Consider the following 26,581-nt stretch of genomic DNA (forward strand, 5'->3'; position numbering starts at 1 on the left):
TGTGTCATCGGCACCGGCCGGACTTGTCATCGCTCCACGGCGCGCTCTGTGCCGGATCGGGTTGCTGCGGCGGCGACGGATACCGAAGGCTACGGTCGGGGGATGCCGACGAGTACTGCTGAGTTGTCGCCCGCCGCCCTCGAGTTCGTCGCCGAACGGCACCTCGCGACGCTGACGACCTTGCGCGCGGACGGAACGCCCCACGTGGTGGCGGTGGGTTTCACCTGGGACCAGAAGGCCGGGATCGCGCGTGTGATCACCAACGACGGGTCGGTCAAGGTACGCAACGTGCGCCGCTGCGGCTACGCGGCGGTCAGCCAGGTCGACGGGATCCGATGGCTCACGCTGGAAGGCCCGGCCACCGTACTCGACGCCCCGGACGACGTCGCCGAGGCGGTCGAGCGGTACGCGGCTCGTTATCGCGTGCCGCGGGAGAACCCGACGCGCGTCGTTATCGCCATCCAGGTCCGGCGCGTCCTGTCCAGCAGCACGCTCGTCGCACCGGCCGCGGACGGCGCGGCGGGCGGGAACGGCGCAGTCGCGTAACCGCCTCCGCCGGACGCCTTCCGCACCGCCGGCGGCCATCGATCACAGCACCGTCAGGTCGTGCGGCCGCTTGTTCAGCGACTCACCGCCCGCGTCGGTGACGATCACGATGTCCTCGATACGCGCGCCCCACTCGCCGCGGAAGTAGATGCCGGGCTCCACGCTGAATGCCATGCCGGGCCGCAGGACCAGGTCGTTACCGGCGACGATGTAGGGCTCCTCGTGCACCGACAGGCCGATGCCGTGGCCGGTGCGGTGCACGAAGGCTGGCCCGAAACCAGCTTCCGTCAACGGTTTTCGCGCCGCGGCATCCACCTCGGCCGCGGTGACGCCCGGGCGGACGGCCGCGACCGCCGCCGCCTGCGCGCGTTCCAGTTCGGCGTACCGGGCAGCCACCTCCGGATCCGGCTCGCCCAGGACATAGGTCCGGGTGGAATCGGAGTAATAGCCGGGCTCGACCGGGCCGCCGATGTCGACGACCACCACATCGCCGGCCTCGATGCGGCGCTCGGACACGCCGTGATGCGGGTCCGCCCCGTGCGGACCGCTGCCGACGATCACGAACGCCGCCTCGGTGTGCCCCTCGGCCACGATCGCGGCCTCGATATCGCGTCCGACCTCCGCCTCGGTGCGCCCGACGCGCAAGAACTCGCCCATCCGCGCGTGCACCCGGTCGATCGCGGCTCCTGCCCGGCGCAGGGCATCCACCTCCGCCGGGTCCTTGATCATGCGCAGTTCGCGCAGGACGGGCGTGGCGGACACCGGCAGACCGGTGAACGACTCGGCCAGCGGCAGCAGATGCAGCGCGGGCATGACATCGGCTACGGCCACCCGGGAACCCACGTGCAGTGCGGACTTCACCAGCGCGTAGGGGTTGGTTCCGTCGACCCAGTCCAGCACCCGCAGGCCCAGCTCGCCCGCCGCGGAGCCCTCCAGCGACGCCAGCTCCAGTTTCGGGATGACGACCGACGGCGTCGCGCCGTCCGCCGGGATCACCAGGCAGGTCAGCCGCTCGAACGACTCGGCCGCCGAGCCGATCAGGTAGCGCAGGTCCGGGCCTGGGGTGATCAGCAGGGCATCGAGGTGGGCGGCCCGCATCAGCTCCACCGCCCGCTCCAGCCGTGCACCGTAGACGTCCGCCGCGAACCTCGAATCCGTATGCGAGCTCATTCGCCCGACGTTACCCGCCACGCGCCCTCGGTGAACGCCGGACTTGGCCGGGCGAGGTCGGTGCGACCGAGTAGCCTCAGCCCGTGACCTCTGTTGCCGGTGGGCCCCTTGTGCTGGTGGACGGAGCCAGTCTGTGGTTCCGCGCCTTCCACGCCATTCCCGACAAGATCACCGCGCCGGACGGCCGGTCGGTGAACGCACTGCGTGGTTTCACCGACATGGTGGCGTCGCTGATCACCAGGTTCGGCCCCAGCCGGCTGGTGGTGTGCCTGGATCTGGACTGGCGTCCCGCGTATCGGGTCGAGCTGGTCCCGTCCTACAAGGCACACCGGCTGGACACGTCGCCGACGGCCGCGCCCGGCGCCGAGATCGTCCCCGACACGCTCACCCCGCAGGTCGAGATGATCCTGGAGGTGCTCGATGCCGCCGGTATCGCGACCGGCGGCGCGGAGGGCTTGGAAGCCGACGACGTGCTGGGCACCTTGGCCACCCGTGAGCGCGCCGACGAGGTCGTCGTGGTCAGCGGCGACCGCGACTTGCTGCAGCTCGTCCGGGACGAGCCCGCGCCCTCGGTGCGGGTGTTCTACGCCGGGCGGGGGCTGGCCAAGGCGGAATTGTTCGGCCCGGCCGAGGTGTCGGCGAAGTACGGGGTGCCGCAACGGAATGCGGGCCCGGCCTATGCCGACATGGCGACGCTGCGCGGCGACGCCTCCGACGGCCTGCCCGGGGTGGCCGGCATCGGCGAGAAGTCCGCCGCCACCCTCATCTCCCGCTTCGGCTCCCTGGACGCCCTGCGCGCCGCGGTCGACGATCCCAGCGCCGATCTGGCCCGAGGTGTGCGCGCCAAGCTGCGTGCCGCCGAGGACTACTTGAAGGCCGCCGCACCGGTCGTGCGGGTGGTCTGCGACGCCGAAGTAACCCTGTCCCGCGACGACATTCTCCCCACCGAACCCGCCGACCCCGCCCGCCTGCGCGCGCTCGCCACCGCCTACAACGCCGAAAGCCCGGTCACCCGCCTGATCACCGCACTCGCGGTCCGCACCGCCTGACCGGAGAACGAAAACCCGTCGCACGCGCAGGCGCTGGAAAACGAACACAGCTCAGCTGGGGCGACCGACTTCGTAGGTGCCGTCGTCCTTGGTGATCTTGATGGTCACCTTCTTGGCTTCGCCGCTGACCTTGACGCTGCATTCGAAGGTGGCGTCGACCTTGACATCCTGGCCGGAGGGGCAGGAGACGTCGCTGATGTCCTGGATGCCGTAGGAGTCCGACAACACCTTCTTCACACCGTCCTGCACGGCGGCCTGGTCCAGCTGGTCCTTGGCGGTCAACACGAGCACGAGCGCCACGATCGCACCGACCACCGCGACACCGAGCACCGACAGCCCGATGATCAAGCCTTTGTTCTTGCCACCCTGCTGCGGCGACTGCTGTCCCGGCGCGCCCCATTGCGGTTGCGGCTGCCCCCACTGCGGCTGCTGCCCCTGCTGGCCCCAGTCCTGCTGCTGCGGTTGGCCCCACTGTGGCTGCTGGCCTTGGGCGGGCTGCTGGCCTTGGGCGGGCTGCTGGCCCCACTGCGGTTGCTGGGGCTGCTGAGGCTGCTGGGGTTGCTGACCCCACTGCTGTTGGGGTTGTGCCCACTGCTGCTGCGCTTGCTGCTCACCCCAGTGCTGGGTCGGCTGCGCCGAGGCCGGGGTCTGCGGCTGACCACCCCACTGCTGGGTGGGACCGGCCCCACCCGGCGCCTGCTGTCCACCCCACTGCTGGGTGGGATCGTTGCGTCCCTCCCCGGGGTCGTTCGGTCCGTAAGGGCCGCTCATCTGCTTGCCTCCACTCGCATCGTTGTACACACGGTAGCCCCCCGCGTGGGCCTCGTCGCAGGACACGACTACTCCGCCACGGTCGGTACGCGAAAGAAATCAAATCACAATCGAATCCGCCGCGTTGATATTGCCGCCGGCCGCACGCCCGGAGCTCACACCGCTCAGGCGGCGTCCACCGCCACGACACCCCGCCGGATCGCTCGCACCGCCTTGGCCGCGGTAGCGGCGACCTCGGGATCGTCGGCCGTGCCGTGGATTTGATCGAGCAGATCGATCACCTGTCTGCACCAGCGCACGAAGTCACCGGCCGACAGCGGCGCGCCCTGGTCACCGCTGGCGAGCAACGACTCGGCCAACCCGTCGCCGCGCGCCCATTTGTAGACGCCGTCGACGAAACCGAGATCGGGTTCCCTGGTCGGCGGCAGTTTGTGCCGCGCTTCGTCGGAGCGCAGCTCGGACCAGACGCCGATGGTCGCACCGACCGCGCGCCGGATCGGGGCCGTCGGTCCGGTCGCACCGAGATATCCACCTTCCTGACGGGATTCGTACACCAGAATCGACACCACACCGGCCAGTTCGGCCGGGCCGAGGCCACGCCACAACCCCTTCCGGAGGCATTCGGCGACCAGCAGATCGCTTTCGGCGTAGATGCGCGCCAACCGGCGGCCGTCGGCGGTCACCTCGCTCTCGTGCACGAATCCGCGTTCCTCCAGCAGGCCGAGGATCCGATCGAACGTGCGCGCCAGCGAATTGGTGGTAGTGGCAACCTTCTGGCGCATCGCCTCCGTTTCGCGCAGCAGTCGGTTGTAGCGCTCGCCGACCCGGGCCAGTTGCTCACGCTCCGGCCGGGCGTGTGCCGGATGCGCGCGCAGGCTGCGGCGCAAGGTGGCCAGTTCCCGGTCGTCGGCCGTGGCGGATTGCCTGCCGCGACGTGGCCTGCCCGGCACCGAGATTCCGGTGCTGCGCAGCGCGGAGGCAAGATCGCGGCGGGTGCGCGCGGTGCGATGATCCACCCGGCGCGGCAGCCGCATGTGCCCGAGCGCCTCGGCGGGCACCGGAAAATCGGCGACCGACACCCGTCCGGCCCACTTGTCCTCGGTGAGCACCAGCGGACGCGGATCGCCCGGCGTCGCGTCCGGCTCCAGGATCACCGCGAGCCCGGCGCGGCGGCCGGACGGGATAGCCACCACGTCACCGCGCCGCAGTGCGCCGAGCGCGTCCACCGCTGCGCCCCGCCGGTCCGCACGGCTCTGCTGGGCAAGCTGCCGCTCCCGCTGCTTGATCCGCTCGCGCAGCGACAGGTACTCGAGGAATCCGCCTTCGGTGCCGCCGAGCTGGTCGCGCAGCTTGCGCAACGCCCCCTCGTTGCGCTCGATGCCGCGCACCAGCCCGACCACCGAGCGGTCCGCCTGGAACTGGGCGAACGATCGCTCCAGGAGGGCGCGCGACTCGCCGGCGCCCATCCGATCGATGAGATTGATCGACATGTTGTAGCCCGGCCGGAACGAGCTGCGCAGCGGATAGGTGCGCGTCGAGGCCAGGCCGGCGACCGCGCTGGTGTCCACCTCGGGCTGCCACAGGACCACCGCGTGACCTTCGACGTCGATGCCGCGCCGCCCCGCCCGCCCGGTCAGCTGGGTGTATTCTCCGGGCGTCAGCTCGGCGTGCGACTCGCCGTTGAACTTGACCAGCCGTTCCAGCACGACGGTGCGGGCGGGCATGTTGATGCCGAGGGCCAGCGTCTCGGTCGCGAAGACGGCACGCACCAGTCCGTTGACGAACAACTCCTCGACGGTGTGCCGGAACGCGGGCAGCATCCCGGCGTGATGCGCGGCGAGACCGCGGTGCAGCGCCTCGCGCCACTCCCAGTAGCCGAGCACCTCCAGATCGGACTTCGGCAGATCGCCGGTGTGCTTCTCGATGATCGCGTCGACCTCGTCGCGCTCCTCCGGACGGCTCAGGTCCAGCCGCGACCGCAGGCACTGGGCGAGCGCGCCATCGCATCCCGCCCGGCTGAAGATGAAGGTGATCGCGGGCAGCAAGCCTTCTTCGTCGAGCTTGGCGAGCACCTCCGGCCGCGGCAGCGGGCGGAAATCCCGGCGCGGGCCGCCGCGGCCGTTGCGCGGGCCGCCCCAGCTGTTCATCCGGTCGGCGGCCTCGCGGTGGCGGATGAACCGCACCAGATCTTCGTCGACGAGTACTTTCTGTTCGGTGGATTTGGTGTCGAACAAGTCGAACATCCGCCGCCCGACCATGACGTGCTGCCACAGCGGAACGGGCCTGGTCTCATCGACCACCACCGCGGTGTCGCCGCGCACGGTCTCCATCCAGGCGCCGAACTCCTCGGCGTTGCTCACCGTGGCCGAAAGACTCACCAGCCGCACGTCCGCGGGAAGGTGCAGGATGACCTCCTCCCACACGGCGCCGCGGAACCGGTCGGCAAGGTAGTGCACCTCGTCCATCACGACGTAGGACAGCCCGCGCAACGCGTCCGAGGAGGCATAGAGCATGTTGCGCAGCACCTCGGTGGTCATCACGACCACCGGCGCGTCGGGATTGATCGATTGGTCGCCGGTCAGTAGTCCGACCCGGTCGCGGCCGTGGCGCTCGGTGAGGTCGGCGAACTTCTGGTTCGACAGCGCCTTGATGGGCGTGGTGTAGAAGCACTTCCCGCCCGCCGCCAGCGCGAGGTGAACGGCGAACTCGCCGACAACCGTCTTACCCGCGCCGGTCGGGGCGCAGACCAGAACGCTGTGGCCTTCTTCGAGCGCCGCACAGGCTTCGCGTTGAAACGGATCGAGCTTGAACTTCAACTCGGTGGAAAATACGGTCAACTCGCCCGTCTGCGACCGGTCAACTGTCACTCGTCAGAGCGTATCGGAGTAGTCCGACACCGGTCGTGCGGATTTCTCCGCGGGCGTACCGATCGACCCGGCCGGATCGATCGGCTGCGGACCGCCGAGTTCGGAAGCCTCCTCGTCCGCCAGCGCACCCCACCCCTCGCTCTCCTTGCGCGCCCGGCGCAGGTCGTTGATCCGGGAGAACTGGATCGCCACCTCGAACAACACCGTCAACGCCAGTGCCAGGGCCAACATCGAGAAGGGATCTTGCGGCGTCACGACGGCCGCGAAGACGAACAAACCGAACGTGATCCCCCGCCGCCACGCCTTCAGGCGCTCGTAGGTGAGCACGCCCACCAGGTTCAATCCGACGATCAGCAACGGCGTCTCGAAACTGACCCCGAAGATGATCAGCAACTGGATGATGAACGAGAAATATTGCGTCCCGCTCAAGGCCGTGATCTGCACGTTGTCGCCGATGGTGAGCAAGAAGCTCAACGCGTGCGCGATCACCACATACGCCAGCACCGCTCCCGCGGCGAACAACACCGTGCCCGAGGACACGAACCCGACCGCGTACTTGCGTTCCTTGGCATACAGCCCCGGGGTGATGAACGCCCACAACTGATACAGCCAGACCGGCGCGGCCAGCACCACGCCCGCGGTCAGGCCGACCTTCAACCGCAGCGTGAACTGCTCGAACGGCGCGGTCGCGAGCAGACGGCATTCGCCGTCCGGCGTCAACGATGCACGGGCCGACGCGGGCAGTGAGCAATACGGACCGCGCAGGATTTCACCGAGGCTCTCGATCCCCAGGAACCCGTGCGCGTACCACAGGAACCCCAGTACCGTCGTCGCGATCACCGCCGCGATCGACACCAGCAACCGGTACCGCAACTCCTGCAGATGCTCGACCAACGACATGGTGCCGTCGGGATTGGTCCTGCGCTTACTGCGCCGCGGATCGAACGGGATTCGCATGGTTGGTGATCGCCCCTGGGTTCACGTGCCTCGCACGGCTCGGCAACAGCACTGAGTCCGGAGTGAGTTCCTCCTCACTCCGGCGCGAGCGCATCCGCTCAGACCGATTTCTGCTCGGTGCGGGGCTCGGTGACCTGCGGCGCCTGCTGCTGAGCGGCGGGCAACTGCGGTGCGGGCTGCTGAGCAGGCGCGCCGCTGCTGGGCGCGTTGCTCTCGTTCTGCATCTGGCTGACCTCGCTCTTGAAGATGCGCAACGATCGGCCCAGGCTGCGGGCCGCATCGGGCATCCGCTTCGCACCGAAGAACATCACGAAGACCACCGCAATGATCAGCCAGTGCCAGATGCTCAGACTGCCCATGATCTACCTCCCAAGACTGTGATGTTTCGATGCTACCGGAGGGTGACGTGCGCGAACGCCGCCGTTACTGCTCGTTTGCCCGGCGTTCGGGCACAGCGCCCGCCGCGGCGGCCCGTAACTGGCCGAGCAACTCCCGGCCGGTCCACGCGCGGCGGTCACCCCGCCCGGCCGCGACGATCAATTCGATCAGCCGCTGATTCACCGGCGTCGGCATCCCGACCAGCGCGCCCAGATCGACAATTTCCCCGCACAACCAGGAGATTTCGGTCGGGCGGCCCAGCTCCAGGTCGTCCGCCATGGAGGAACGCGCCATCGGATCGATGGCCAGCACCCGCCCCGCGACCCGCCGGAACAGACCGTCGGGAACAGTGAGCAGCGCGGCCATCACCCGGGGCGGCAGCGGGGTCAAACGAGCCGGTCGAATTCGCGCCTTGTTCATCACCGCGAGCGCTTCGCGCTGGGTGAGCGCGAGACAGCGGCGGAAGTCCCGATCGGCGAGTTCCTCGCGCAGCGGACGCCCCGACAAAGCGTTGATCGGATTGTTCAGGTTGAGCAATAGCTTCGCCCACTGCACCGGGCGCAGGTCGGGATACCGGCGCAAGCCGAGGCCCGCCCGCTCGAACATGCCCACGAACGGCGCCAGGGCCGGATCGTCCTGCACCGCGAGACCGCCCTCGGTGCCGCGATGGAATCGCCCGCCGGGGTGGTGCACGACATTGAACATCACCATTCCGGCCAGGACCACGCAGTGCGGCAGTATCTCCCGGATCACCGAGTCGTTGCCGACGCCGTTCTGCAGGCTGAGCACGACAGTGCCGGGCCGGATCTTGCCCGCGAGGTCGCGCACCGCCTCCGCCGTCGCCGCCGATTTCACCGTGACCAGCACCAGATCCGACGAGCCGACGTCATCCGGTTCGGTGGCGCGGTGGAACCGCTCCGGCGGTAGCGCGTCGTCGCCGCCGTCGAGGTCGGTGAGTCGAAGCCCGGACGCGCCGAGCTCGTCGAGTACGCGCTTACGGCCGACCAGGGTGACCTCGGCGCCCGCCACGCCGAGCTTGCCGCCGACGAAGTTGCCGATGTGGCCCGCGCCCACCACCAGCACACGACTGTTCATGCCGGGAGGGCCTCTACCTTCCTCATCTGGCCTCCAGGTATCCGGCTTCCTCGTAGGCGGCCAGCGCGGCGTTCGACCGCTCACGCACCGCCGCCACCAGTTCCGGCGGACCGAGGACGGTGACACCGGCCCCGAAACCGAGCAGCAGGCGGGCCATCCAGTCCAGCGTGGCGAACCGCATGGTCGCCTCCAGGCTGCCGTCGGGATGCACCGCCAGCCGATGCATCGGATATTGATCCAGAACCCAAGCGTAATCGGCATGAATCCGCAGACGCGCCAAGGGAACCGCCGGATCGTCCTGGAAAAGGTCCAGGCCCGCCGTCGCGTCGGTGGCATGCACCGGCGGGCGGGCGGGCTCGTCCAGCTCGGTCGCGGCCTCGATCCGGTCGAAGCGGAACAGCCGCACACCCTCGGCCTGTCTGCACCACGCTTGCAGGTAGCTGTTGTCGTCCACGAGAACGGTGCGGATCGGGTCGACGATGCGTTCGGACACCACGTCACGACTGGCGGAGTAGTACACCAGCCGCAGCGCCCGGCCGAGCGCGAGCGCCGACCGCACGGCGGCCACCGCCGGCGCCTCCTGCGGCGGGGTTCGGGACCGCCCGTTCTCCGCGAGTTCCGCGCCGCCCGCGATCGCCGCTTCGATCTTCGCGATGGCCGCGTGCGCCGCGGTCGGATCCACCATGCCCGGCATGTCGACGATCGAGCGCAGGGCGACCAGCAGCGCGGTCGCCTCGGTGGAGGTCAACCGCAACGGACGGTCGATGCCCGCCGAGAAGGTGACCTCGATGCTCTCCTCGGAGAACGACAAGTCGATCAGATCGCCCGGGCCGTACCCGGGAAGCCCGCACATCCACAGCTGATTGAGATCGCTCATCAATTGTTTGGTGGTCACGCCGAGATCGGCGGCGGCCTCGGCGGCGCTGATGCCGGGGTGGGCGATGAAGTACGGGATCATGTTGAGCAGCCGGGACAACCGGACCGAAAGCCGCGAGCTCATGCCCGCACCTCCGTGCGGTCGAACACCGAACGCAGCCGCCCGATGACATCGGCACGCAGCGACTCGGGAGCGAGTACCACGGCGTCGGGGCCCAGGCCGGTGATGAGCCGGGCCAGCCAATCGCGGGATCGCACCGGCAACTCGACCACGGCGCCCGCACGGCCGCCGACGACGCGCTCACCGGTGACCTGGCCGAGCCTGCGGATCTCCCGCCCGCGCCCCTCGGCCACCCACACCGTCGCCGCGCCACTGACCGGCGCGGTGCTGGTGACCTGGTCGACGATCGCGCGCAGGTCGACACCCTCCGGCTTACGGACGGCGTTGCGCGGGCCGTACGGGCTCACATCGTCGCCGATCCGGGACAGCCGGAAGCTGCGCACCGCGTCCCGGTCCCGGTCGTGCCCGACCAGGTACCAGCGGCCGTGGCGGGTGACGACGCCCCACGGTTCGACGTCGCGCATCAGATACGGGGCGTTGATCGCGCCGCGGTGCTCGAACCGCACCGCCTGGCCCGCGTCGATCGCGGCGAGGAGTTTGCCGAGCACGGGTTCCGAGCCGCGGGCGCGGGCAGGCACCGCGGGCACCGACGCCACAGCGGCGTCGGTTTCCACGTGGATGCCCGCCGCGCGCAGTTTGAGCAGCGCGCCCTCCGCGGCGGCGGCCAGTTCCGGCGATTCCCACATCTGCACGGCCACCGCGACGGCGGCGGCTTCCTGATCGGTCAGATCGATGTCGGGTAGTTCGTAGGCGTCGCGGTTGATCCGGTAGCCCTCCATCGTCGAGTACCGGCTCACCGGGCCGACTTCCAGCGGAATGCCCAGATCACGCAGTTCGTTCTTGTCGCGCTCGAACATCCGGCTGAACGCCTCGTCGCTGGCGGAGTCCTCGTATCCGGCCACGCTCTCCCGGATCCGCTCGGCGGTGAGGAACTGCCGGGTCGACAGCAGCGCGATGACCAGATTCATCAGCCGCTCGACCTTGGATATCGCCACCCGATAGAGGGTAATCTGCGCGGCTGGGCGGTGTCGGCTCGGCCGCGCGTTCGCGCGGCGTGTTCCGCGCTGGTTCGCCGGCGCCCGCGGCGCGCGGACCATCAGCCCTCGGAGAGGTAGCGCTCGACCTTTTCCACCTTGGCGGTCATCGCGTCCGTCACCCCGGGCCGGATATCGGCCTTCAGCACCAGGCTGCAACGCGGTGCGACAGCGAGAATGGCGTCGGTCGCCTGTTTCACCACGGCCATCACCTCCTCCCACTCCCCCTCGACGGTGGTGAACATGGCGTCGGTGCGGTTGGGTAGTCCGCTGGCGCGCACCACACGGACCGCCTCGGCGACGGCGCTCCCGACGTCGACGCCGGTCCCGAGCGGTGTGACGGAGAAGGCAATGATCATGTCTCGATCATGCCTGTCCCGGGTCGAGCTATGTCACATCGACGCGATGAGGCGATCCACCCGCTCGTCGACCGAGCGGAACGGGTCCTTGCACAGCACGGTGCGCTGCGCCTGGTCGTTCAGCTTCAGGTGCACCCAGTCGACGGTGAAGTCGCGGCCTGCCTCCTGGGCGGCGGTGATGAAGTCACCGCGCAGCTTGGCCCTGGTCGTCTGCGGCGGGGTGTCGACCGCGGCGTCCACGGCCTCGTCCTCGGTGACGCGCTTGGCCAGACCCTTGCGCTGCAACAGGTCGAAGACGCCGCGTCCGCGCTTGATGTCGTGGTAGGCCAGATCCAGCTGGGCGATCTTGGGATCGGACAACTCCATGCCGTACCGGTCCTGGTAGCGCTGGAACAGCTTGCGCTTGATCACCCAGTCGATCTCGGTGTCGACCTTCGCGAAGTCCTGTGCCTCGACCGCGTCCAGGGTGCGGCCCCACAGGTCGACCACCTGGTCGATCTGGGGATCGCGGTCCCGATTGCGCAGGTGCTCCACGGCGCGGGCGTAGTACTCGCGCTGAATGTCCAGGGCACTGGCCTGCCTGCCCCCTGCCAGGCGCACCGGACGACGACCGGTGAGGTCGTGGCTCACCTCGCGGATCGCGCGGATCGGATTGTCCAGCGCGAAATCGCGGAACGAGACGCCCGCCTCGATCATCTCCAGCACCAGGGCGGCCGTGCCGACCTTGAGCATGGTGGTGGTCTCGGACATGTTCGAGTCGCCGACGATCACGTGCAGGCGGCGGTACTTCTCCGCGTCGGCGTGCGGCTCGTCGCGGGTGTTGATGATCGGCCGCGAACGGGTGGTCGCCGAGGAGACACCCTCCCAGATGTGCTCGGCACGCTGCGACAGGCAGAAGGTGGCGGCCTTCGGCGTCTGCAGCACCTTGCCCGCGCCGCAGATCAGCTGGCGGGTGACCAGGAACGGCAGCAGCACGTCGGAGATCCGGGAGAACTCGCCCGCGCGCACCACCAGGAAATTCTCGTGGCAACCGTAGGAGTTGCCCGCGGAGTCGGTGTTGTTCTTGAACAAGTAGATGTCGCCGCCGATGCCTTCTTCGGCCAGCCGCTGCTCGGCATCGACCAGCAACTCTTCGAGGACCCGCTCGCCCGCACGGTCGTGGGTCACCAATTGCGCCAGGTTGTCGCACTCCGCGGTCGCGTACTCCGGATGGGACCCGACATCGAGGTAGAGCCGAGCACCGTTGCGGAGGAACACGTTCGAGCTACGGCCCCAGGACACCACCCGGCGGAACAGATACCGGGCCACCTCGTCGGGGGACAGTCGACGGTGACCGTGGAAGGTGCATGTCACACCGAACTCGGTCTCGATCCCCATAATTCGTCGCTGCACACCATCGACATTACAGCCAAGACGAGGTGTTGCGTGGGGCACCGAACAACCCGTATGCATACGTCTTCACAACGATTTGGCCCGCTTTGTCGGAATTTGCCCGGATGAGACACCGGTTTCACCGGAGCAGGCACGGCACCGGACATGCCGCTACGGCCCGCGAACCTCCGTCGTTCGCGGGCCGTCGAGCTCGTCGGCCCCCGGAGCACTCCCGCCGGATCACTCCGCCGGCGGAGTCTCCTTCGCCGATGGTTTCTCGTCCTTCGACTCGGCGCCGGTCTCCTCCGCCCCGGGCTTGGCCGCCTCCGCCGGGCTCAGCAGTCGCTCCAGCACGGCATTGGGCACCCGCCGGAACGCCCGGCGCGGACGCGCCTGCTCCAAGGTCGCGACCTCGAGCGAGCTCACGCCCAGCACTCGCTTCTCCTTCTCCGCGCCTTCCGGCACGCCCGCTTGCAGCGCGCGCACCGCGACGCCCACCGCGGCGGCCAGATCCAGCCCCGGCCGGTAGGACGACTTCAGCGCGGTCACGATCGGCTCCGTCGTGCCGCCCATCACCACGAACTCTCGCTCGTCCACGATCGACCCGTCGAAGGTGATCCGGTACAGCACCGACTGCGCGGCCTGCTCCGGATAACCCACCTCCGCCACACAGATCTCCACCTCGTACGGCTTGAGCTGATCGGTGAAGATCGTGCCGAGGGTCTGCGCGTAGGCATTGGCCAGCGCCCGGCCGGTGACGTCGCGGCGGTCGTACTGATACCCGCGAAGGTCGGCCTGCAGGATGCCGCCCCTGCGCAGATTCTCGAACTCGTTGTACTTGCCCACCGCGGCGAAGCCGATGCGGTCGTAGAGCTCACTCACCTTGTGCAGCGTCGCGGACGGATTCTCCGCGACGAAAAGCACACCCTTGTCATACGTCAAGACCACGACACTGCGCCCCCGAGCGATGCCCTTGCGCGCGAGCTCGGTCTTGTCGCGCATGATCTGCTCGGCCGACGCGTAGTACGGCAACGTCATGATCAGGCGCTCCCTTCTTCGGCGGCCTCGCGGTCGGCGACGATACCGCGGGTGATCTCCGCCAGCCGCGACTCGGCCACCTCGACCGCACCCTCCTCATCGATCACGATCGCCGTCGGGAAGATGCCGCGCACCAGATCCGGGCCACCCGTCGCGGTGTCGTCGTCGGCCGCGTCGAACAGCGACTCGATGGCGATGCGCAACGCGCGATCCTGATCGATTCCCTTGGCGTACAACTTCTTCAGCGAAGACTTGGCGAACATCGATCCGGAACCGACTGCGGCGTACCCGAAACGCTCCTCGCTGCGTCCACCCACCACATCGAACGAAACAATGCGGCCCGCCTTGTCCGCATCGGTGGCGTCGAGGTCGTAGCCGACCAACATCGGCACCACCGCGAGACCCTGCAGGGCCGCGGGCAGATTCTCGCGCACCATCTTCGACAGCTTGTTGGCCTTGCCGTCGAAGGTCAGCGGCACGCCCTCGAGTTTCTCGTAGTGCTCCAGCTCCACCGCGAAGATCCGCACCATCTCCACCGCCATTCCCGCGGTGCCTGCGATGCCCGCCGCGGAATAGCTGTCGGTGATGTAGACCTTCTCGATATCCCGGCTGGCCAGCAGGTTTCCCTGCGTGGCACGCCGGTCACCGGCGATCAGCACACCGCCGCGATAGCTCACCGCAACGATGGTGGTGCCGTGCGGAGCGATCTCCTTCGCGGAAGTGCCGCCGGGAATTCCGGCGGCACTCTGTCCGAACCTGTTGCCGGGCAACAAATCCGGAGCATGCATGCGGAGATGGTCGGAGAAGGAAGAAAGGGCGTACCCCAGGTGGAGACGCGAGGGGTCACCGACTGTCACTGGCCACCTTTCTGCACGTACGCGCGGACGAAGTCCTCGGCGTTCTCCTCGAGCACGTCATCGATCTCGTCGAGCAGGTCGTCGGTTTCCTCCGCCAGCTTCTCGCGGCGCTCCTGACCCGCGGCGTCTACACCGTCGGGGCCCTCGTCCTCGTCGCCACCCCCGGCGCGTTTGGTCTGCTCTTGTGCCATGGCAGCCGACCTCCTCTGTCCTCACCATGATCGGGACCCATGGTGAGCACGGCCCCGATCATGAGCATTGTCCGTGCTCGTCCCTCAACACTACCTACCAGCACCGACAGTGTGCCTATTTTGTGTGGCGGTGTTGGTTCGGCCGCGACTTCGTCGCGACGTGTTCGGACGATGCCGGTCTCGCTTTCGCTCGAAAACCCGTGGTCGGGCCGGTGTGGGTGGGTAGGCGACGGACGGCACTGCCCTGGCGGCTCGCTCGAAGGACTACGCCGTCAGCTGCTCCACGAGGTCGGCGGCGGTGGTCACGCCGTCGAGGAGTTTGCCGACGTGGGCCTTCGTGCCACGGCGGGGTTCCAGGGTGGGGATGCGCACCAGGGAGTCACCGCCGAGATCGAAGATCACCGAGTCCCAGCTGGCCGCCGCGATGTCGGCGCCGAAGCGGCGCAGGCATTCGCCGCGGAAGTAGGCGCGGGTGTCGGTGGGCGGGTTGGTCATGGCGTCGAGGACCTGCTGCTCGGTGACCAGCCGCTTCATCGAGCCGCGGGCGACCAGGCGGTTGTAGAGACCCTTGTCCAGGCGCACGTCGGAGTACTGCAGGTCCATCAGGTGCAGCTTGGGGGCCGCCCAGCCCAGCCCCTCTCGGCTGCGCATGCCCTCGAGCAGCCGCAGCTTGGCGGGCCAGTCGAGCAGGTTCGCACACTCCATCGGATCGCGTTCGAGCAGGTCGAGCACCATGGCCCAGTTCTCGATGATGTCCTGGACGCGCTTGTCGTCGTTGCCGGCGCGGTCGACGAACTTGATCACGCGGTCCAGATAGACGCGCTGCAGCGCGAGGCCGGTGAGCTCGCGGCCGTCGGCGAGCGCGACGGTCGCCCGCAGCGTGGGGTCGTGGCTGATCGTGTGCACCGCGGTGACCGGGCGGGCCAGCTGCAGGTCGGACAGGTCCTCCCCCGCTTCGATCAGGTCGAGGACCAGGGCGGTGGTGCCGACCTTCAGGTAGGTCGACATCTCGGCCAGGTTGGCGTCACCGATGATGACGTGCAGCCTGCGGTACTTGTCGGCATCGGCGTGCGGTTCGTCGCGGGTGTTGATGATGCCCCGCTTGAGCGTGGTCTCCAGGCCGACCTCGACCTCGATGTAGTCCGAGCGCTGAGACAGCTGGAAGCCCGCGTGATCGCCGGACTGGCCGATGCCGACCCGGCCGGAACCGCACACCACCTGGCGGGACACGAAGAACGGCGTGAGCCCGACGATGATCTGGTTGAACGGGGTATCCCGGCTCATCAGATAGTTCTCGTGGGTGCCGTACGAAGCGCCCTTGCCGTCGACGTTGTTCTTGTACAGCTGCAGCCGCGGGGCCCCCGGCACGCTCGAGGCGTGCCGCGCGGCGGCCTCCATCACCCGCTCGCCCGCCTTGTCCCAGATCACCGCGTCCAGCGGGTCGGTGACCTCGGGCGCGGAGTATTCCGGGTGGGCGTGGTCGACGTAGAGCCGGGCGCCGTTGGTGAGGATCATGTTGGCCGCGCCCACCTCGTCGGCGTCGATCACCGGCGCGGGCCCGTTCATCCGGCTCAGGTCGAATCCGCGTGCGTCGCGCAGCGGCGACTCCACCTCGTAGTCCCAGCGGGTGCGCTTGGCGCGCGGCACGCCCTCGGCCGCGGCGTAGGCCAGGACCGCCTGGGTCGAGGTGAGGATCGGGTTGGCCGACGGCTCGGTCGGGGTCGAGATGCCGTATTCGACCTCTATTCCGATGATGCGCTGCATGGCATCGAGCCTAGGTCACACACCCGGCCGGATCCGCCGCGACCGGCGGACTCCGATGTCATACCGCGGATGGTACTTCCGGAGGACCCGCCGCGGCGCAGGTCGGCGCGATAGTCGGGACATGTCCGAACCGATCGCGGCCCGCCGCGCGCAGACCACCGAACAGAACCCCGCGGCGCCTGCGCCGCCACCCGCGCCCGCCCGGCTCGTCGCGTTGGACGTGCTGCGCGGGATCGCGATTCTCGGCACCCTCGCCACCAACATCTGGATCATCACCGACCCGGAGGGTCTGGTCGGGTATCTGCGCGACGTGGGTGGGGAAGCCGGCGGATGGACGTGGACCGAGCGCGTCCTCCAGCAGCTGGCGCAGGGCAAGTTCCTCGGGCTGCTCACCATCATGTTCGGCATCGGCCTGGCCATCCAGCAACGCTCCGCGACCGAGGCCGCGCGCCGCTGGCCGGGCAAGTATCCCTGGCGCGCGGGACTGCTGTTGCTGGACGGTCTGGTCAATTTCGTCTTCGTCGCCGAGTTCGACGTCCTCATGGGGTACGCGGTGACCGGGCTCGTGGTCGCGTTCGTGCTCGCCACCGGCGAGCGAACGCAGCGACGCTGGCTGGTGGGCGCGGCGGCCGTGCACGTGTCGCTGTTGACGCTCATCGCGCTCGCCCTGGCGTTCGCGCCGCACCAGGACGCGACCGCGCCTCGTGCGTTGGACCCGAATCCGTATGCGGACGGCTCGTTCTGGCAACTCGCGCTGTTCCGGCTCGGCAACGCCGGCCTGTTCCGGGTGGAGGCGATTTTCGTCTTCGCGATGTCGGTCGCGCTGTTCCTGACCGGCGCCCGGCTGTTCCGGGCGGGGGTGTTCGGCCCGGAAGGCGCGCGACTGCGCAAGCGGCTGATGTTCCTCGGCTTCGGTGTCGCCGCGCCGATCGACCTGGGCGTCGGCATTCTGCGCGGTGGCGATCTCATCCTGTTCACCCGGTACGGCAGCGCCCCGTTCGTCGCGCTCGGCATTCTGGCGGCGGTCGCCGAGTGGTACCTGCGCCGTCCTGGCGTCGGGTTCGCCGGGCGGCGTTTCACCGAGATCGGCCGCACCGCGCTCAGCTGCTACATCCTGCAGAACCTGGTGGCATCGATCCTGTGCTACGGCTGGGGTTTCGGACTCGCGGCGCGCATCTCGCCCGATGACCGTGTCCCGTTCACCATCGGTGTCTACGTACTGGTATCGCTGATCATCGCCTGCGGAGCACACCTGTGGCTACGACGCTTCGAGCGCGGGCCGGTGGAGTGGTTCTGGAACGTGAGTTACCGGACGGCGGCGCGGGGACGCTGAAACGCCGTGAACGCCCGTATTCCCGCGCCGGGGATACGGACACCCCCATGCCCACCGACTTCGTTGTGACGCAGGGCCTGTCGTATCCGCACATGCCGCGACGATCAAGCTGCCCCGGCACGCGGCGGCCGCTACCGTCGTCCTGTGACGCTTGCCGACCGCTACCCCTTGCTGCACACCCCGGCCCACTGGGCGTGGGGCGACCTGGATGTCCGGTTCTCCACCACGCTCCCGTCCGACGAACTGGTCACCAATATCCACGTCGTCTGTTTCCTCGGCGACGAGATCGTGCTCTGCCGCGACGATCGTGACGTCTGGCTGATTCCGGGCGGCACCAGGGAACGCGGCGAGTCGATCGACGCCTGCGTGCGCCGCGAACTGCGGGAGGAGGCGGGCGCACGCCCGGTCGGACCGATCCGATGGTTCGGTGCGCACCATGCGACGAGCAACGGTCCCGCACCGTATCGCGAGTGGCAGCCCCACCCCCACAAGGCGTGGCTGTGGTGCACCGCGGACGTGGTGCTCGACTCCGCCCCGACCAATCCCGACGACGCCGAGCAGATCCTCGAGGTGCGTACCTTTCCGGTAGCCGAAGCGATGCGACTGGCCGGATCCGATGGTGAGCACCTGAGCGAACTGGTGGCATTGGCGGTAGAACTCCACCGGCCCGAGTGACCCCGGCGTGCGACCGCGCACAGTCGGCCCGCGGCCATCGGTGAGACCGAGGCAGAATCGACGTATGGCAACGGCAACTTGGCACGGCCGCGTCCTCGCGACCAGCACTGACACCATCATCATCGAGGGCAACCACTACTTCCCGCCGGACTCGATCCGGCCGGAGTTCTTCCAGCCCTCCGACACGCACACCTACTGCCCGTGGAAGGGCACCGCCAGCTACTACACCGTGGTGGTCGACGGAGACAGCAACACCGACGCCGCCTGGTACTACCCGGAGCCGAAGACCAAGGCCGCGCAGATCAAGGACTACGTCGCGTTCTGGCGCGGCGTCGAGGTGACCGAGAACTGAGCGGCGCTCTTTCGCTGCGAGCAATCGAGTGGCGAACTCATGATCGATGCCGGAATCCGGTCGTCGGCGTGGGAAGCGCAGGCGGACGACGCAATCAGTCCGTCGGACGAGACTCGACGTAATAGTCCGCCGAGATCGTCTTCAGCACCTGCCGCACACCGAGCGGCGCCCATGCCGCCGACGGGTCGTGCCGCACGACCGGATCGGTCAGCTCGACGACGCGACCGTGGGTTTCCAAGGCGAAGCCGCCCGCCGCGCAGATGTTCTTGACCCAGTCCACCTTCCGGCCGTACGTCAGCGCGATCCGATAGGTGCCGTCCTGCTCGAAGACCATGACCGGGGTTCGGTAGGACCGTCCCGACTTCCTGCCCTTGTGCTGCACGATGCCGAAGCCGGGCGCGCGGCCCGCGACCAGGCCCGTGGTCGGATTGGTGACATGCCGGTTGAAATTCGCCAGTGCGTGTGGAAGCACCATGGGCGGCGATCCTCTCTCCCTGTGGCGTGCGGTATCCACGTTACTCTCGACCCATGTCCGCTCCCCCACATCGTCGCCGGTCGCCCCACATCGGAGATCCCGGCGCCGAACAGATCGCGGTCTACGATGCGGCGGGCGCTCCGGTGGGCGCTGCCGAGCGTGCCACGGTCTATCGCGACGGACTGTGGCATGCCGGCGCGGGCGTGCTCCTGCGGTCGGGTGACGGTGAGCGCATCTACGTGCACCGCCGCACCGACACCAAGCTGGTGTTCGCGAGCATGCACGACTGTCTGGCCGGTGGCGTGGTCGCACCCGGGGAGGCGCCGCGCGACACTGCCCTGCGCGAACTGACTGAAGAACTGGGCGTCACGCCGGACCCCGCCTACGTCTCCCCGGAACCGTCGGCGACGGTCTCCTGGGACGGCGAATGGGCCGGTCGGCCGATGCGCTGTCACCTCTTCGCGTACGAGCTGCGCTACGACGGCCCGGTCCGCCACCAACCCGCGGAGATCGCCGCGGGATGGTGGTGGACCGACGCCGAATTGCTGGCGCGTCTGGCCGATCCGGCCTGGCCGTTCGTCCCGGATACCCGCCTGCTGATCGCGGATCTGCTGACCGACGCCCGGTCGGCGCAGGACAGCGGGACGAGGCCCTGATCAACTGGAGGAGGCGACGGATCCGGCCCAGGCGGCGAACGCACCGGGATTACGTGTCTGCAACAGCACCCGGCCGGGACCGGTGAAATCGAAGACGAAACCCTCGCCGGACTTCAACGACTGGATCGATCGACCCGAGACCGCGCGCCGGATGCCGAAATTCATCGCCAGGTCGTAGGCGACCACGTGTCCGGTGTCGATCGTGATCGGTTCGCCCGGTTGCAGATCGATCACATCGATCGCGCCGAAAACGCCCACTACGATTTCACCCTCGCCGTGCGCGCGCAGACCGAACCCGCCTTCGCCGCCGAACAGATTGGCGAAACCGCCCCACTTGCTCTCCACCTGCACGCCATGCGAATTGGCGATCCAGCCCCCGCGGCTGATGAAGAAAGGCCGATCGGGCGTGATCTGCAAATTCAGCATGTCGCCGGGGAGCGCCGGCGCCACGTCGACCCATCCGCCCTGCGGCGGCGCGGTGAAAGTGGAGACGAAGAACGATTCCCCGGCCAGCACGGACCGTTTCAGCCCGGCCAGGATGCCACCCTCGGCCTTGGCCTGCAATGTGACTCCCGCCGAATGAGCCACCATGGCGCCGCTCTCGACCCGCATCGGCTCTCCCCCGGCGAGAAAGCACCGCGCGACGGCGGCGGCGGGACTGTGGCGCAGTTGTACTTTCATGTCCACCGACCCTACCGCCGAGTTCCCTACGGCGGGAACGGTTGTCAGAGCAGATCGCGCAGAGCGGCCTCGTCTCGGGCGACCACTGCCCCGCCGTCCGCGGTGAGCACGATCGGCCGTTGGATCAGTCCGGGATGTTCGACCAGCGCTTCGATCCAGCGGTCCCGGTCGGCGGCGGTCCGCGCCCAGCTCGCCATGCCGAGATCCTTGGCGACCTGCTCGCCGGTGCGGGTGATGTCCCACGGTTCGGCGTTCAACCGCCGCAACACCTCGCGCAGTTCGGCGGCCGTCGGCGGTTGGTCCAGATACTTGCGCACGGTGTAGTCGACACCGGCCTCGTTCAGGAACGCGGTGGCGTTGCGGCTCTTGCTGCACCGCGGGTTGTGCCAGATCTCTGTCTGCCCGGAAGTCATGCACGCAGGGTACCGAGGGCGCGCGGCTCGCCAGCCCGGCGCCCGCCGGCGGATCTCGGACGTCGCCACGCCGAGCGCGGCGCGTGGCCGGATACTGGAGCGATGACCGAGCACGCGTCACCCGAAAACCCATACGGCACCCCCACCACATCCGGTCCCGAACGCATTCCCTCGTATCAGGGCCTGCTGAATCGGGTCGTGCGCACGCTGCTGCGCGTGCCCGGCCTGTCCGGCGTCGTCGGCAAGCGGCTGATGATCCTGCACGTCGTCGGGCGCAAGTCGGGGAAGACCTACGACGTGCCGGTGGCATACACCCGGCACGGCGACAGTCTGCTGATCGGCACCGCCCTGCGTCCGTGGGTGAAGAATCTGCGGGTGGGCGATCCCGTGCGGGCCTCCCTCGGCGGCGAGCCGCGCACCTTCGACCCGGTCGTCCACACCTCCGAGGCCGACGTGCTGCGACTCTACGAGATCATCGCGCGGGACAACAAGCAGAACGCGAAGTACAACGGCATCGGCTTCACCGCCGACGGTTCACCATCCAAAGCCGATATCTACCAAACCTGGCAGCAGGGCGGTGTCGTGGTGGAACTGACGCCACACTGACACTGCCGGTCAGCTTTCGAGGTAGCCGTCGGCGACGTCGAGCACTTCGTCGACGATCTCGAGGCCGGTCCGAAGCTCGTCGGCCGTTGTGGTCAGCGGCGGCGCGATCTGGAACCGATTGCCCGCGTTGAACGGCCACAGCCCGCGTGCTTTGGCCGCCGCGGTCACCGCGATCATCGGTTCGGCATCCGCGCCCGCCGCCGCGAACGGGACCAGCGGCTGCCTGCTGCGCTGATCCCGGACCAGTTCCAGCGCCCAGAAAAAGCCGAGCCCGCGGACCTCGCCGACGCTCGGATGACGACCGGCCAGTTCGCGCAGCCCCTTCCCGAGCACATCGGCGCCCACCGCCCGCACGTGATCGAGGATTCCCTCACGCTCGAAGACCGCGATCGAGGCGACACCCGCCGCGCAGGCCAGCGGGTGGCCCGCGTAGGTGAGGCCGCCCGGATACACCACATGGTCGTAGCGCTGCGCGATCCGCTCGGCCATGAGCGCGCCACCGAGCGGGACGTAGCCGGAGTTCACCCCCTTGGCGAAGGTGATGATGTCCGGCTCCACGCCGAACGCCTGTACCGCGAACCATTCGCCCACCCGGCCGAACCCCACCATCACCTCGTCGGCGATGAAGACGATGCCGAACTCGTCGCACAGCGCTCGCACACCGGCCAGATAACCGGGCGGCGGGACGAGCACACCGTTGGTGCCGACCACGGTCTCCAGGATGAGTCCCGCGATGTGCTGCGGCCCCTCCAGCTCGATCACCTGCCGCAGGTGCCCCAGCGCGGCGGCCGTCTCCTCCTCGGGAGTCGACGTGCCCCACGGCGACCGGTACGGGTAGGGCCCGAAGAACCGCACCACATCGACGTTGGTCGGCTCCGCGCCCCAGCGACGCGGTTCCCCGGTCAAGCCGATCGCCACGCCTGTGCCGCCGTGGTAGGAGCGGTAGGCGGCGAGCATCTTCGTCCGCCCGGTGTAGCTTCGCGCCAAACGCACCGCATGCTCGACGGCCTCGGCGCCGCCGGTGGTGAACAGTATCCGGTTCAGCTCGCCGGGAGCCCGCTCGACGATCAGCCGGGCCAGTTCGCTGCGCACGTCGTTACCCACCGTCGGCGAGACGGTCGCCAACCGCTGTGCTTGGGCGACGATCGCCGCGACGATGTCCGGATGCTGGTGGCCGATGTTCACGTTGACCAGCTGAGAGGAGAAGTCCAGGTAGCGCTTGCCGGTCTCGTCCCAGAAATAGGAGCCGAACGCCCCGGTGATCGGAGCCGGATGCAACTCGGCCTGCGCGCTCCAGGGATAGAAGACGTGATCTGACCCGCTCATGGGGCGAATTCCCCCTTCCGACCTGGGTAGAACAGCACAATTGGCACCATAGCCCTATCGGAGCGCCTTCGCGGCTGGAGGCGCGGCATATGACGAGAACTGTCCCGCCTGTGATTCCCCACAGGTCAGGAAGCCTCGGCCACGCCGTCACGCATTCCGCAGCCACGGCAGGAGACATGGTCGAGCTGCCGCTGGCCCTATGCGCCGCCATCGACCGAACGCGGCCGGGTACTCGTTGCGTCCGGTCGATACTCATGGCCAGATCGTGGACCGTGAGCTGGTCGCCTCACGGGGCTGGGAGCCGGGTGATCGCCTCGGCTGGCGTATGAGCGGCGGAGTCGCTGTCCTGTCCTCCCGCGCGAACGGTTCGGCCGGTGGTGACGCGGAAGGGCCACCTTCGATTGGCGGCGCAACTGCGGCACCTCGTGGGCGCCGAGATCGGCACCCGCGTGTGTGTGATCCAGTTTCAGTTGGTTCCGCACGCCATCGGGTGGTGGGTGCCACTGTGGCGATCGCGTGATAAGCGTTCGTGGCGGGATCGTTCGAGGATGATCATCGTGCAGCTCTGGTTCGGCGGCGCAGGGAGCCGCGTCAGGCCGAGGGTGGCGGGTTCGATGTGGGACCGCGAGGTGGCGAGGATCAACCGGGTCTTGCTGGCGGGTGTTGAAAGCTGGATACATTGCCGCGCAAGCTGTTCCACAGCGCAAGTGCCGTCGCAGGCCAGCGGCGGTCTACTGGTTCGCCGGGCGGGGGCGGTGGTCAGAGCAGGAGATGGAAGATGTCGAACGCGACGTTCCATTCGGTGGTCCCGGGGTTCTTACGGTCCGGTTCGATCGTGACGAATGTGTGCGCCAGCGCCACGCTCAAGCCTCCGGCAATCAGCGGCAGTCGCTGCTCGGTCGCCTCGGAGAGGGCCATGTCCAACGGCGGCCGGGCCGTTAGTTGATCGAGCACAGACTGTAGTTCGATTTCCTGGTCGAGTTTCTCGAACCGGTGGATGCTCTCCTGCAGCCCCTTGGTGATCGGCAGGTCCCACGGTTCGATCACGTCCCTCAGGTTTGCCTTTGCCGAGGATTTGCCGATGAGGATCAGATCGTAGATCTTGTCGTCGACGAAATCCGTATAGCGCTTGAGGTCGTTCCGGTCGACTTGCAGGCCGGCCGCTGCTCGGAAGAGTTGCTGGAATTTCACGGTACCCATCACTGGCATGTCGTCAGCTCCTGTCGAAGTATTCATGGATTTGGCGAACCGCCATCGCTCCCTCACCGACAGCGGAGGCGACCCGTTTCACGGAGCCGGTGCGGACGTCGCCGGCGGCGAACAGGCCGGGCAGGCTTGTTTCGAGCGTCCTCGACGGCCGGTCGCCGATCCACTGGTTGCCGTCCTCACGGGCGTGGACCACGTCCACGCCCGTGAGGACGAAGCCGTGGTCGTCGAGTGCGATCGTGTCGGCCAGCCACCCGGTGTGCGGCACCGCCCCGATGAAGACGAACAGGGCGTGTACCCGGAGGGTGTCATGTTCGCCCGTGTGATTGTTCTCGACCACAATCTCGTCGAGGTACTTCTCACCGTGGACCTCGCGAACCTCGGTATTCCGGTGGACGGTCACGCGCGGATGGCGCTCGATCTGGTCGACGAGGTACCGAGACATGCTCTTTCCGATGTCACCGCTGCGGATGAGCAGGTGAACGTGGGAGACGCGGTCCGCGAGAAAAACGGTGGCCTGTCCGGCGGAGTTGCCGCCGCCGACGATGGCCACCGGGTCGGTGCCGCACATCCGCGCTTCCTGATGGGTTGCGGCGTAGTACACGCTCGTCCCCTCCAGTACCTCGATTCCTGGAACCGCCAACTTGCGGTATCGCGCCCCGGTGGCGAGCACGACGGCCCGGCCCCGAACCGTGCCGCCGTCCGCCAGCCGGAGCACGTGATGGCCGTCCTCGGACCCCACACCGGTCACCTCCGCCGACACCAGGATGCGGGCGCCGAACTTGCCGGCCTGGATCACGGCCCGCTCCGCCAATTCGGCGCCGGAGATCCCTGCCGGAAAGCCCAGGTAGTTTTCGATCCGGGAGGAGGTACTGGCCTGGCCGCCTGCGGCGAACGACTCCAGCGTCACCGTGTTCAACCCGTCCGAGGCGCCGTACACGGACGCGGCCAGACCGGCCGGTCCCGCACCCACCACGACGAGGTCGCAGACGTCCTGGGCCGCGTCCGGGACCGGAAGCCCGACGATGCGGGCGAGTTCCGCATTCGTGGGATTGCGCAGCACCTTCTCGCCGTGCCAGATCACGACGGGGGTGTCCTCGGGGGCGACGTTCAGGCTGCGCAGCAGCTGTTCCGCCCGTTCGTCTTGCTCTACATCGATCCACCTGTGGGGCAATCGGTTTCGCATGGCGAACTGCCGAAGCCGCAACGTATCCGGTGAATAACAGGAGCCGATGATCCGGAATCCGGAACCGAGCCCGATCAGCAGGTGCCGGCGCACCAGGTAGGCGCGCAGGATCAGATCGCTGAGCACGGGATCGTGGGAAACCAGCTCGCGCACCCGGTCGGCCGGGATGACGAGTATCTCGTCGTCCTCGATCGCCTCGGCGGTGAAGAATGCTACTTGGCCTTCCAGCAGCCCGAGCTCGCCCAGGAATCGGCCGGGACCATGCACGCGCAGAATCCGGCGTTCGCCGTCTCCGTCGCCCTCGTCGATGATCGCGACCTTGCCCGAGAGTATGACGAAGAAGTCGTTGCTGGGTTCGCCCTCTCGGATCAGCACCTCGCCGGCGCGAACCGATCGACGCGTGCCACCGACCTCGAGTGTCGCGACCTGGTCGTCCGTCAGCCGCGGGAATGCTCCGAGTTCATCCGGAGTCTCGTCGAGCGGCGGAATGTCGGGTGCGGGAGCGGCGTCGTCAGACGAAGTTCTGGTCGACATAACACCAGCGCCAATCTTCGCCTGGCTCCATCGACTGGACGATCGGATGGCCGATGACGTGGGCGTGCGCGCTCGCGTGCTTGCCCGGCGAGGAGTCGCAGCAACCGACGTGTCCGCACGTCAGGCACAGCCTCAGATGTACCCACGGGGTGCCGAGGCGAAGACATTCCTCGCAGCCCTGCGGAGTCCGGGGTACGACGGGCCGGATCGCGGTCACGTGTGGGTCGACATGGACAGAAGTCATCGCTTCGCCTCCTTTCCTGCGTTTTCCGAGAGCGCCTGGTCGAGCCATGTGCGCAGTTGTGGCACCGGAGCGGCGCCCGCCTGACGAGCCAGGATCTCGCCTCGGTCCATCACCAGCAGAGTCGGTACGGCGCGGACGGTGAATCGTTCGGCCGTCCTTGGCGCGGCATCCACGTCGATCTTCACCAGCTTGATTCGACCCGCGCGTTCCCTGGCGAGCTGCTCGAGCGCCGGACTGACCATGCGACACGGGCCGCACCACGTCGCCCAGAGGTCGACGAGCACAGGCACCGAGGATTTCTCGGCGACCTCCGCGAAGTCGTCGTCCCCTGCCGAGGCGATCCAGGGCAGCGGCTCATGGCAGTTCCCACAGCGCGGTCTTCCTTCCCCGGCCGCCGCCACCTTGTTGACCTTGCCGCAGTTCGGGCACTTCACCTTTTCGAATCCCACG

General features: G+C 68.3%; 29 protein-coding genes. 7 read left to right on the forward strand and 22 right to left on the reverse strand.

What is annotated here, in order from left to right; all coding sequences use genetic code 11:
• Positions 1-102: 102 nt before the first annotated feature.
• Positions 103-546: a PPOX class F420-dependent oxidoreductase gene (locus ACT89H_RS08800; RefSeq protein ID WP_445108017.1), complete on the forward strand. Its 444-nt coding sequence runs from the start codon at positions 103-105 to the stop codon at positions 544-546.
• Positions 547-588: 42 nt separating this feature from the next.
• On the opposite strand, the gene ACT89H_RS08805 is transcribed toward ACT89H_RS08800, so the two are convergent.
• Positions 589-1,716, reverse strand: coding sequence for a M24 family metallopeptidase (locus tag ACT89H_RS08805; protein WP_445108018.1), 1,128 nt, complete (start codon positions 1,714-1,716; stop codon positions 589-591).
• 83 nt (positions 1,717-1,799) lie between these two features.
• On the opposite strand from ACT89H_RS08805, the gene ACT89H_RS08810 reads away from it, so the two are divergent.
• Positions 1,800-2,765 carry a 5'-3' exonuclease gene (locus ACT89H_RS08810; RefSeq protein WP_445108019.1) on the forward strand — a complete coding sequence of 322 codons (966 nt, stop codon included), beginning with the start codon at positions 1,800-1,802 and terminating at the stop codon, positions 2,763-2,765.
• A gap of 51 nt (positions 2,766-2,816) precedes the next feature.
• Here ACT89H_RS08810 and ACT89H_RS08815 read toward each other — a convergent pair whose 3' ends face one another.
• The 13 genes from ACT89H_RS08815 to dop all read right to left on the reverse strand — a co-directional run bounded on the left by ACT89H_RS08815 (position 2,817) and on the right by dop (position 16,444).
• Positions 2,817-3,536: a DUF4333 domain-containing protein gene (locus tag ACT89H_RS08815; protein WP_445108020.1), complete on the reverse strand. Its 720-nt coding sequence runs from the start codon at positions 3,534-3,536 to the stop codon at positions 2,817-2,819.
• A 164-nt stretch (positions 3,537-3,700) separates the two neighbouring features.
• Entirely contained in the window at positions 3,701-6,403 is a 2,703-nt protein-coding gene (locus ACT89H_RS08820; RefSeq protein WP_445108021.1) for a DEAD/DEAH box helicase, read from the reverse strand.
• 3 nt (positions 6,404-6,406) lie between these two features.
• Positions 6,407-7,360 carry a twin-arginine translocase subunit TatC gene (gene tatC, locus ACT89H_RS08825; RefSeq protein WP_445108022.1) on the reverse strand — a complete coding sequence of 318 codons (954 nt, stop codon included), beginning with the start codon at positions 7,358-7,360 and terminating at the stop codon, positions 6,407-6,409.
• Between the two features lie 98 nt (positions 7,361-7,458).
• Positions 7,459-7,719 carry a Sec-independent protein translocase subunit TatA gene (gene tatA / locus ACT89H_RS08830; protein ID WP_445108023.1) on the reverse strand — a complete coding sequence of 87 codons (261 nt, stop codon included), beginning with the start codon at positions 7,717-7,719 and terminating at the stop codon, positions 7,459-7,461.
• A 64-nt stretch (positions 7,720-7,783) separates the two neighbouring features.
• Positions 7,784-8,833: a 2-dehydropantoate 2-reductase gene (locus ACT89H_RS08835; RefSeq protein WP_445108024.1), complete on the reverse strand. Its 1,050-nt coding sequence runs from the start codon at positions 8,831-8,833 to the stop codon at positions 7,784-7,786.
• A gap of 22 nt (positions 8,834-8,855) precedes the next feature.
• Entirely contained in the window at positions 8,856-9,833 is a 978-nt protein-coding gene (locus ACT89H_RS08840) for a helix-turn-helix transcriptional regulator (RefSeq protein WP_445108025.1), read from the reverse strand.
• Positions 9,830-10,825, reverse strand: coding sequence for a helix-turn-helix transcriptional regulator (locus ACT89H_RS08845; protein WP_445108026.1), 996 nt, complete (start codon positions 10,823-10,825; stop codon positions 9,830-9,832). Before ACT89H_RS08845 ends, ACT89H_RS08840 begins: the two co-directional genes overlap by 4 nt.
• Positions 10,826-10,926: 101 nt before the next feature.
• A complete protein-coding gene (locus tag ACT89H_RS08850; protein WP_445108027.1) occupies positions 10,927-11,223 on the reverse strand; it encodes a thiamine-binding protein in 297 nt (98 codons plus the stop codon).
• Between the two features lie 33 nt (positions 11,224-11,256).
• Positions 11,257-12,615, reverse strand: coding sequence for a Pup--protein ligase (gene pafA, locus ACT89H_RS08855; RefSeq protein ID WP_174372166.1), 1,359 nt, complete (start codon positions 12,613-12,615; stop codon positions 11,257-11,259).
• A gap of 219 nt (positions 12,616-12,834) precedes the next feature.
• Complete coding sequence (gene prcA, locus ACT89H_RS08860; protein WP_445108028.1) at positions 12,835-13,632, reverse strand: proteasome subunit alpha; 798 nt, start codon at positions 13,630-13,632, stop codon at positions 12,835-12,837.
• 2 nt (positions 13,633-13,634) lie between these two features.
• Entirely contained in the window at positions 13,635-14,420 is a 786-nt protein-coding gene (gene prcB, locus ACT89H_RS08865; RefSeq protein WP_445108029.1) for a proteasome subunit beta, read from the reverse strand.
• 65 nt (positions 14,421-14,485) lie between these two features.
• Entirely contained in the window at positions 14,486-14,680 is a 195-nt protein-coding gene (locus ACT89H_RS08870; RefSeq protein WP_014986166.1) for a ubiquitin-like protein Pup, read from the reverse strand.
• A 264-nt stretch (positions 14,681-14,944) separates the two neighbouring features.
• Entirely contained in the window at positions 14,945-16,444 is a 1,500-nt protein-coding gene (gene dop, locus ACT89H_RS08875) for a depupylase/deamidase Dop (RefSeq protein ID WP_445108030.1), read from the reverse strand.
• Positions 16,445-16,565: 121 nt separating this feature from the next.
• Here dop and ACT89H_RS08880 point away from each other — a divergent pair, with 121 nt between their 5' ends.
• From ACT89H_RS08880 to ACT89H_RS08890, 3 genes are all read left to right on the forward strand, one after another.
• On the forward strand, positions 16,566-17,777 hold the full coding sequence (locus tag ACT89H_RS08880) for a DUF418 domain-containing protein (RefSeq protein WP_445108031.1): 1,212 nt from the start codon (positions 16,566-16,568) through the stop codon (positions 17,775-17,777).
• A gap of 144 nt (positions 17,778-17,921) precedes the next feature.
• A complete protein-coding gene (locus ACT89H_RS08885) occupies positions 17,922-18,452 on the forward strand; it encodes an NUDIX hydrolase (RefSeq protein WP_445108032.1) in 531 nt (176 codons plus the stop codon).
• A gap of 64 nt (positions 18,453-18,516) precedes the next feature.
• Positions 18,517-18,804: a DUF427 domain-containing protein gene (locus ACT89H_RS08890; RefSeq protein WP_445108033.1), complete on the forward strand. Its 288-nt coding sequence runs from the start codon at positions 18,517-18,519 to the stop codon at positions 18,802-18,804.
• A gap of 94 nt (positions 18,805-18,898) precedes the next feature.
• On the opposite strand, the gene ACT89H_RS08895 is transcribed toward ACT89H_RS08890, so the two are convergent.
• Positions 18,899-19,279, reverse strand: a complete 381-nt coding sequence (locus ACT89H_RS08895; RefSeq protein ID WP_445108034.1) for a nitroreductase family deazaflavin-dependent oxidoreductase — start codon at positions 19,277-19,279, stop codon at positions 18,899-18,901.
• Positions 19,280-19,332: 53 nt separating this feature from the next.
• On the opposite strand from ACT89H_RS08895, the gene ACT89H_RS08900 reads away from it, so the two are divergent.
• Complete coding sequence (locus tag ACT89H_RS08900) at positions 19,333-19,935, forward strand: NUDIX hydrolase (protein WP_445108035.1); 603 nt, start codon at positions 19,333-19,335, stop codon at positions 19,933-19,935.
• Here the strand turns inward: ACT89H_RS08900 and ACT89H_RS08905 are convergent, their stop codons facing one another.
• Both ACT89H_RS08905 and ACT89H_RS08910 read right to left on the reverse strand, forming a co-directional pair.
• The gene (locus tag ACT89H_RS08905) at positions 19,936-20,616 is read right to left on the reverse strand and encodes a TIGR00266 family protein (protein WP_445108036.1); all 681 of its coding nucleotides are present in this window, start codon (positions 20,614-20,616) and stop codon (positions 19,936-19,938) included.
• A 44-nt stretch (positions 20,617-20,660) separates the two neighbouring features.
• Positions 20,661-21,029 carry an arsenate reductase family protein gene (locus ACT89H_RS08910; RefSeq protein WP_445108037.1) on the reverse strand — a complete coding sequence of 123 codons (369 nt, stop codon included), beginning with the start codon at positions 21,027-21,029 and terminating at the stop codon, positions 20,661-20,663.
• Positions 21,030-21,131: 102 nt separating this feature from the next.
• Between ACT89H_RS08910 and ACT89H_RS08915 the strand changes: the two genes are divergently transcribed.
• Positions 21,132-21,635, forward strand: a complete 504-nt coding sequence (locus tag ACT89H_RS08915; RefSeq protein ID WP_445108038.1) for a nitroreductase/quinone reductase family protein — start codon at positions 21,132-21,134, stop codon at positions 21,633-21,635.
• 9 nt (positions 21,636-21,644) lie between these two features.
• Here the strand turns inward: ACT89H_RS08915 and ACT89H_RS08920 are convergent, their stop codons facing one another.
• The 5 genes from ACT89H_RS08920 to trxA all read right to left on the reverse strand — a co-directional run bounded on the left by ACT89H_RS08920 (position 21,645) and on the right by trxA (position 26,580).
• On the reverse strand, positions 21,645-22,961 hold the full coding sequence (locus ACT89H_RS08920; protein WP_445108039.1) for an aspartate aminotransferase family protein: 1,317 nt from the start codon (positions 22,959-22,961) through the stop codon (positions 21,645-21,647).
• A gap of 759 nt (positions 22,962-23,720) precedes the next feature.
• Positions 23,721-24,161 (reverse strand): DUF1931 family protein, encoded by a 441-nt coding sequence (locus ACT89H_RS08925; protein ID WP_445108265.1) that lies wholly within the window; start codon positions 24,159-24,161, stop codon positions 23,721-23,723.
• Between the two features lie 13 nt (positions 24,162-24,174).
• Entirely contained in the window at positions 24,175-25,887 is a 1,713-nt protein-coding gene (locus tag ACT89H_RS08930) for an FAD-dependent oxidoreductase (RefSeq protein ID WP_445108040.1), read from the reverse strand.
• Complete coding sequence (locus tag ACT89H_RS08935; protein ID WP_445108041.1) at positions 25,865-26,131, reverse strand: UBP-type zinc finger domain-containing protein; 267 nt, start codon at positions 26,129-26,131, stop codon at positions 25,865-25,867. The genes ACT89H_RS08930 and ACT89H_RS08935 overlap by 23 nt, the downstream gene beginning before the upstream one ends.
• Positions 26,128-26,580 carry a thioredoxin gene (gene trxA, locus ACT89H_RS08940; protein ID WP_445108042.1) on the reverse strand — a complete coding sequence of 151 codons (453 nt, stop codon included), beginning with the start codon at positions 26,578-26,580 and terminating at the stop codon, positions 26,128-26,130. The genes ACT89H_RS08935 and trxA overlap by 4 nt, the downstream gene beginning before the upstream one ends.
• Between the last annotated feature and the right edge of the window lies 1 nt (position 26,581).

It is taken from the genome of Nocardia aegles (genome assembly GCF_052545135.1).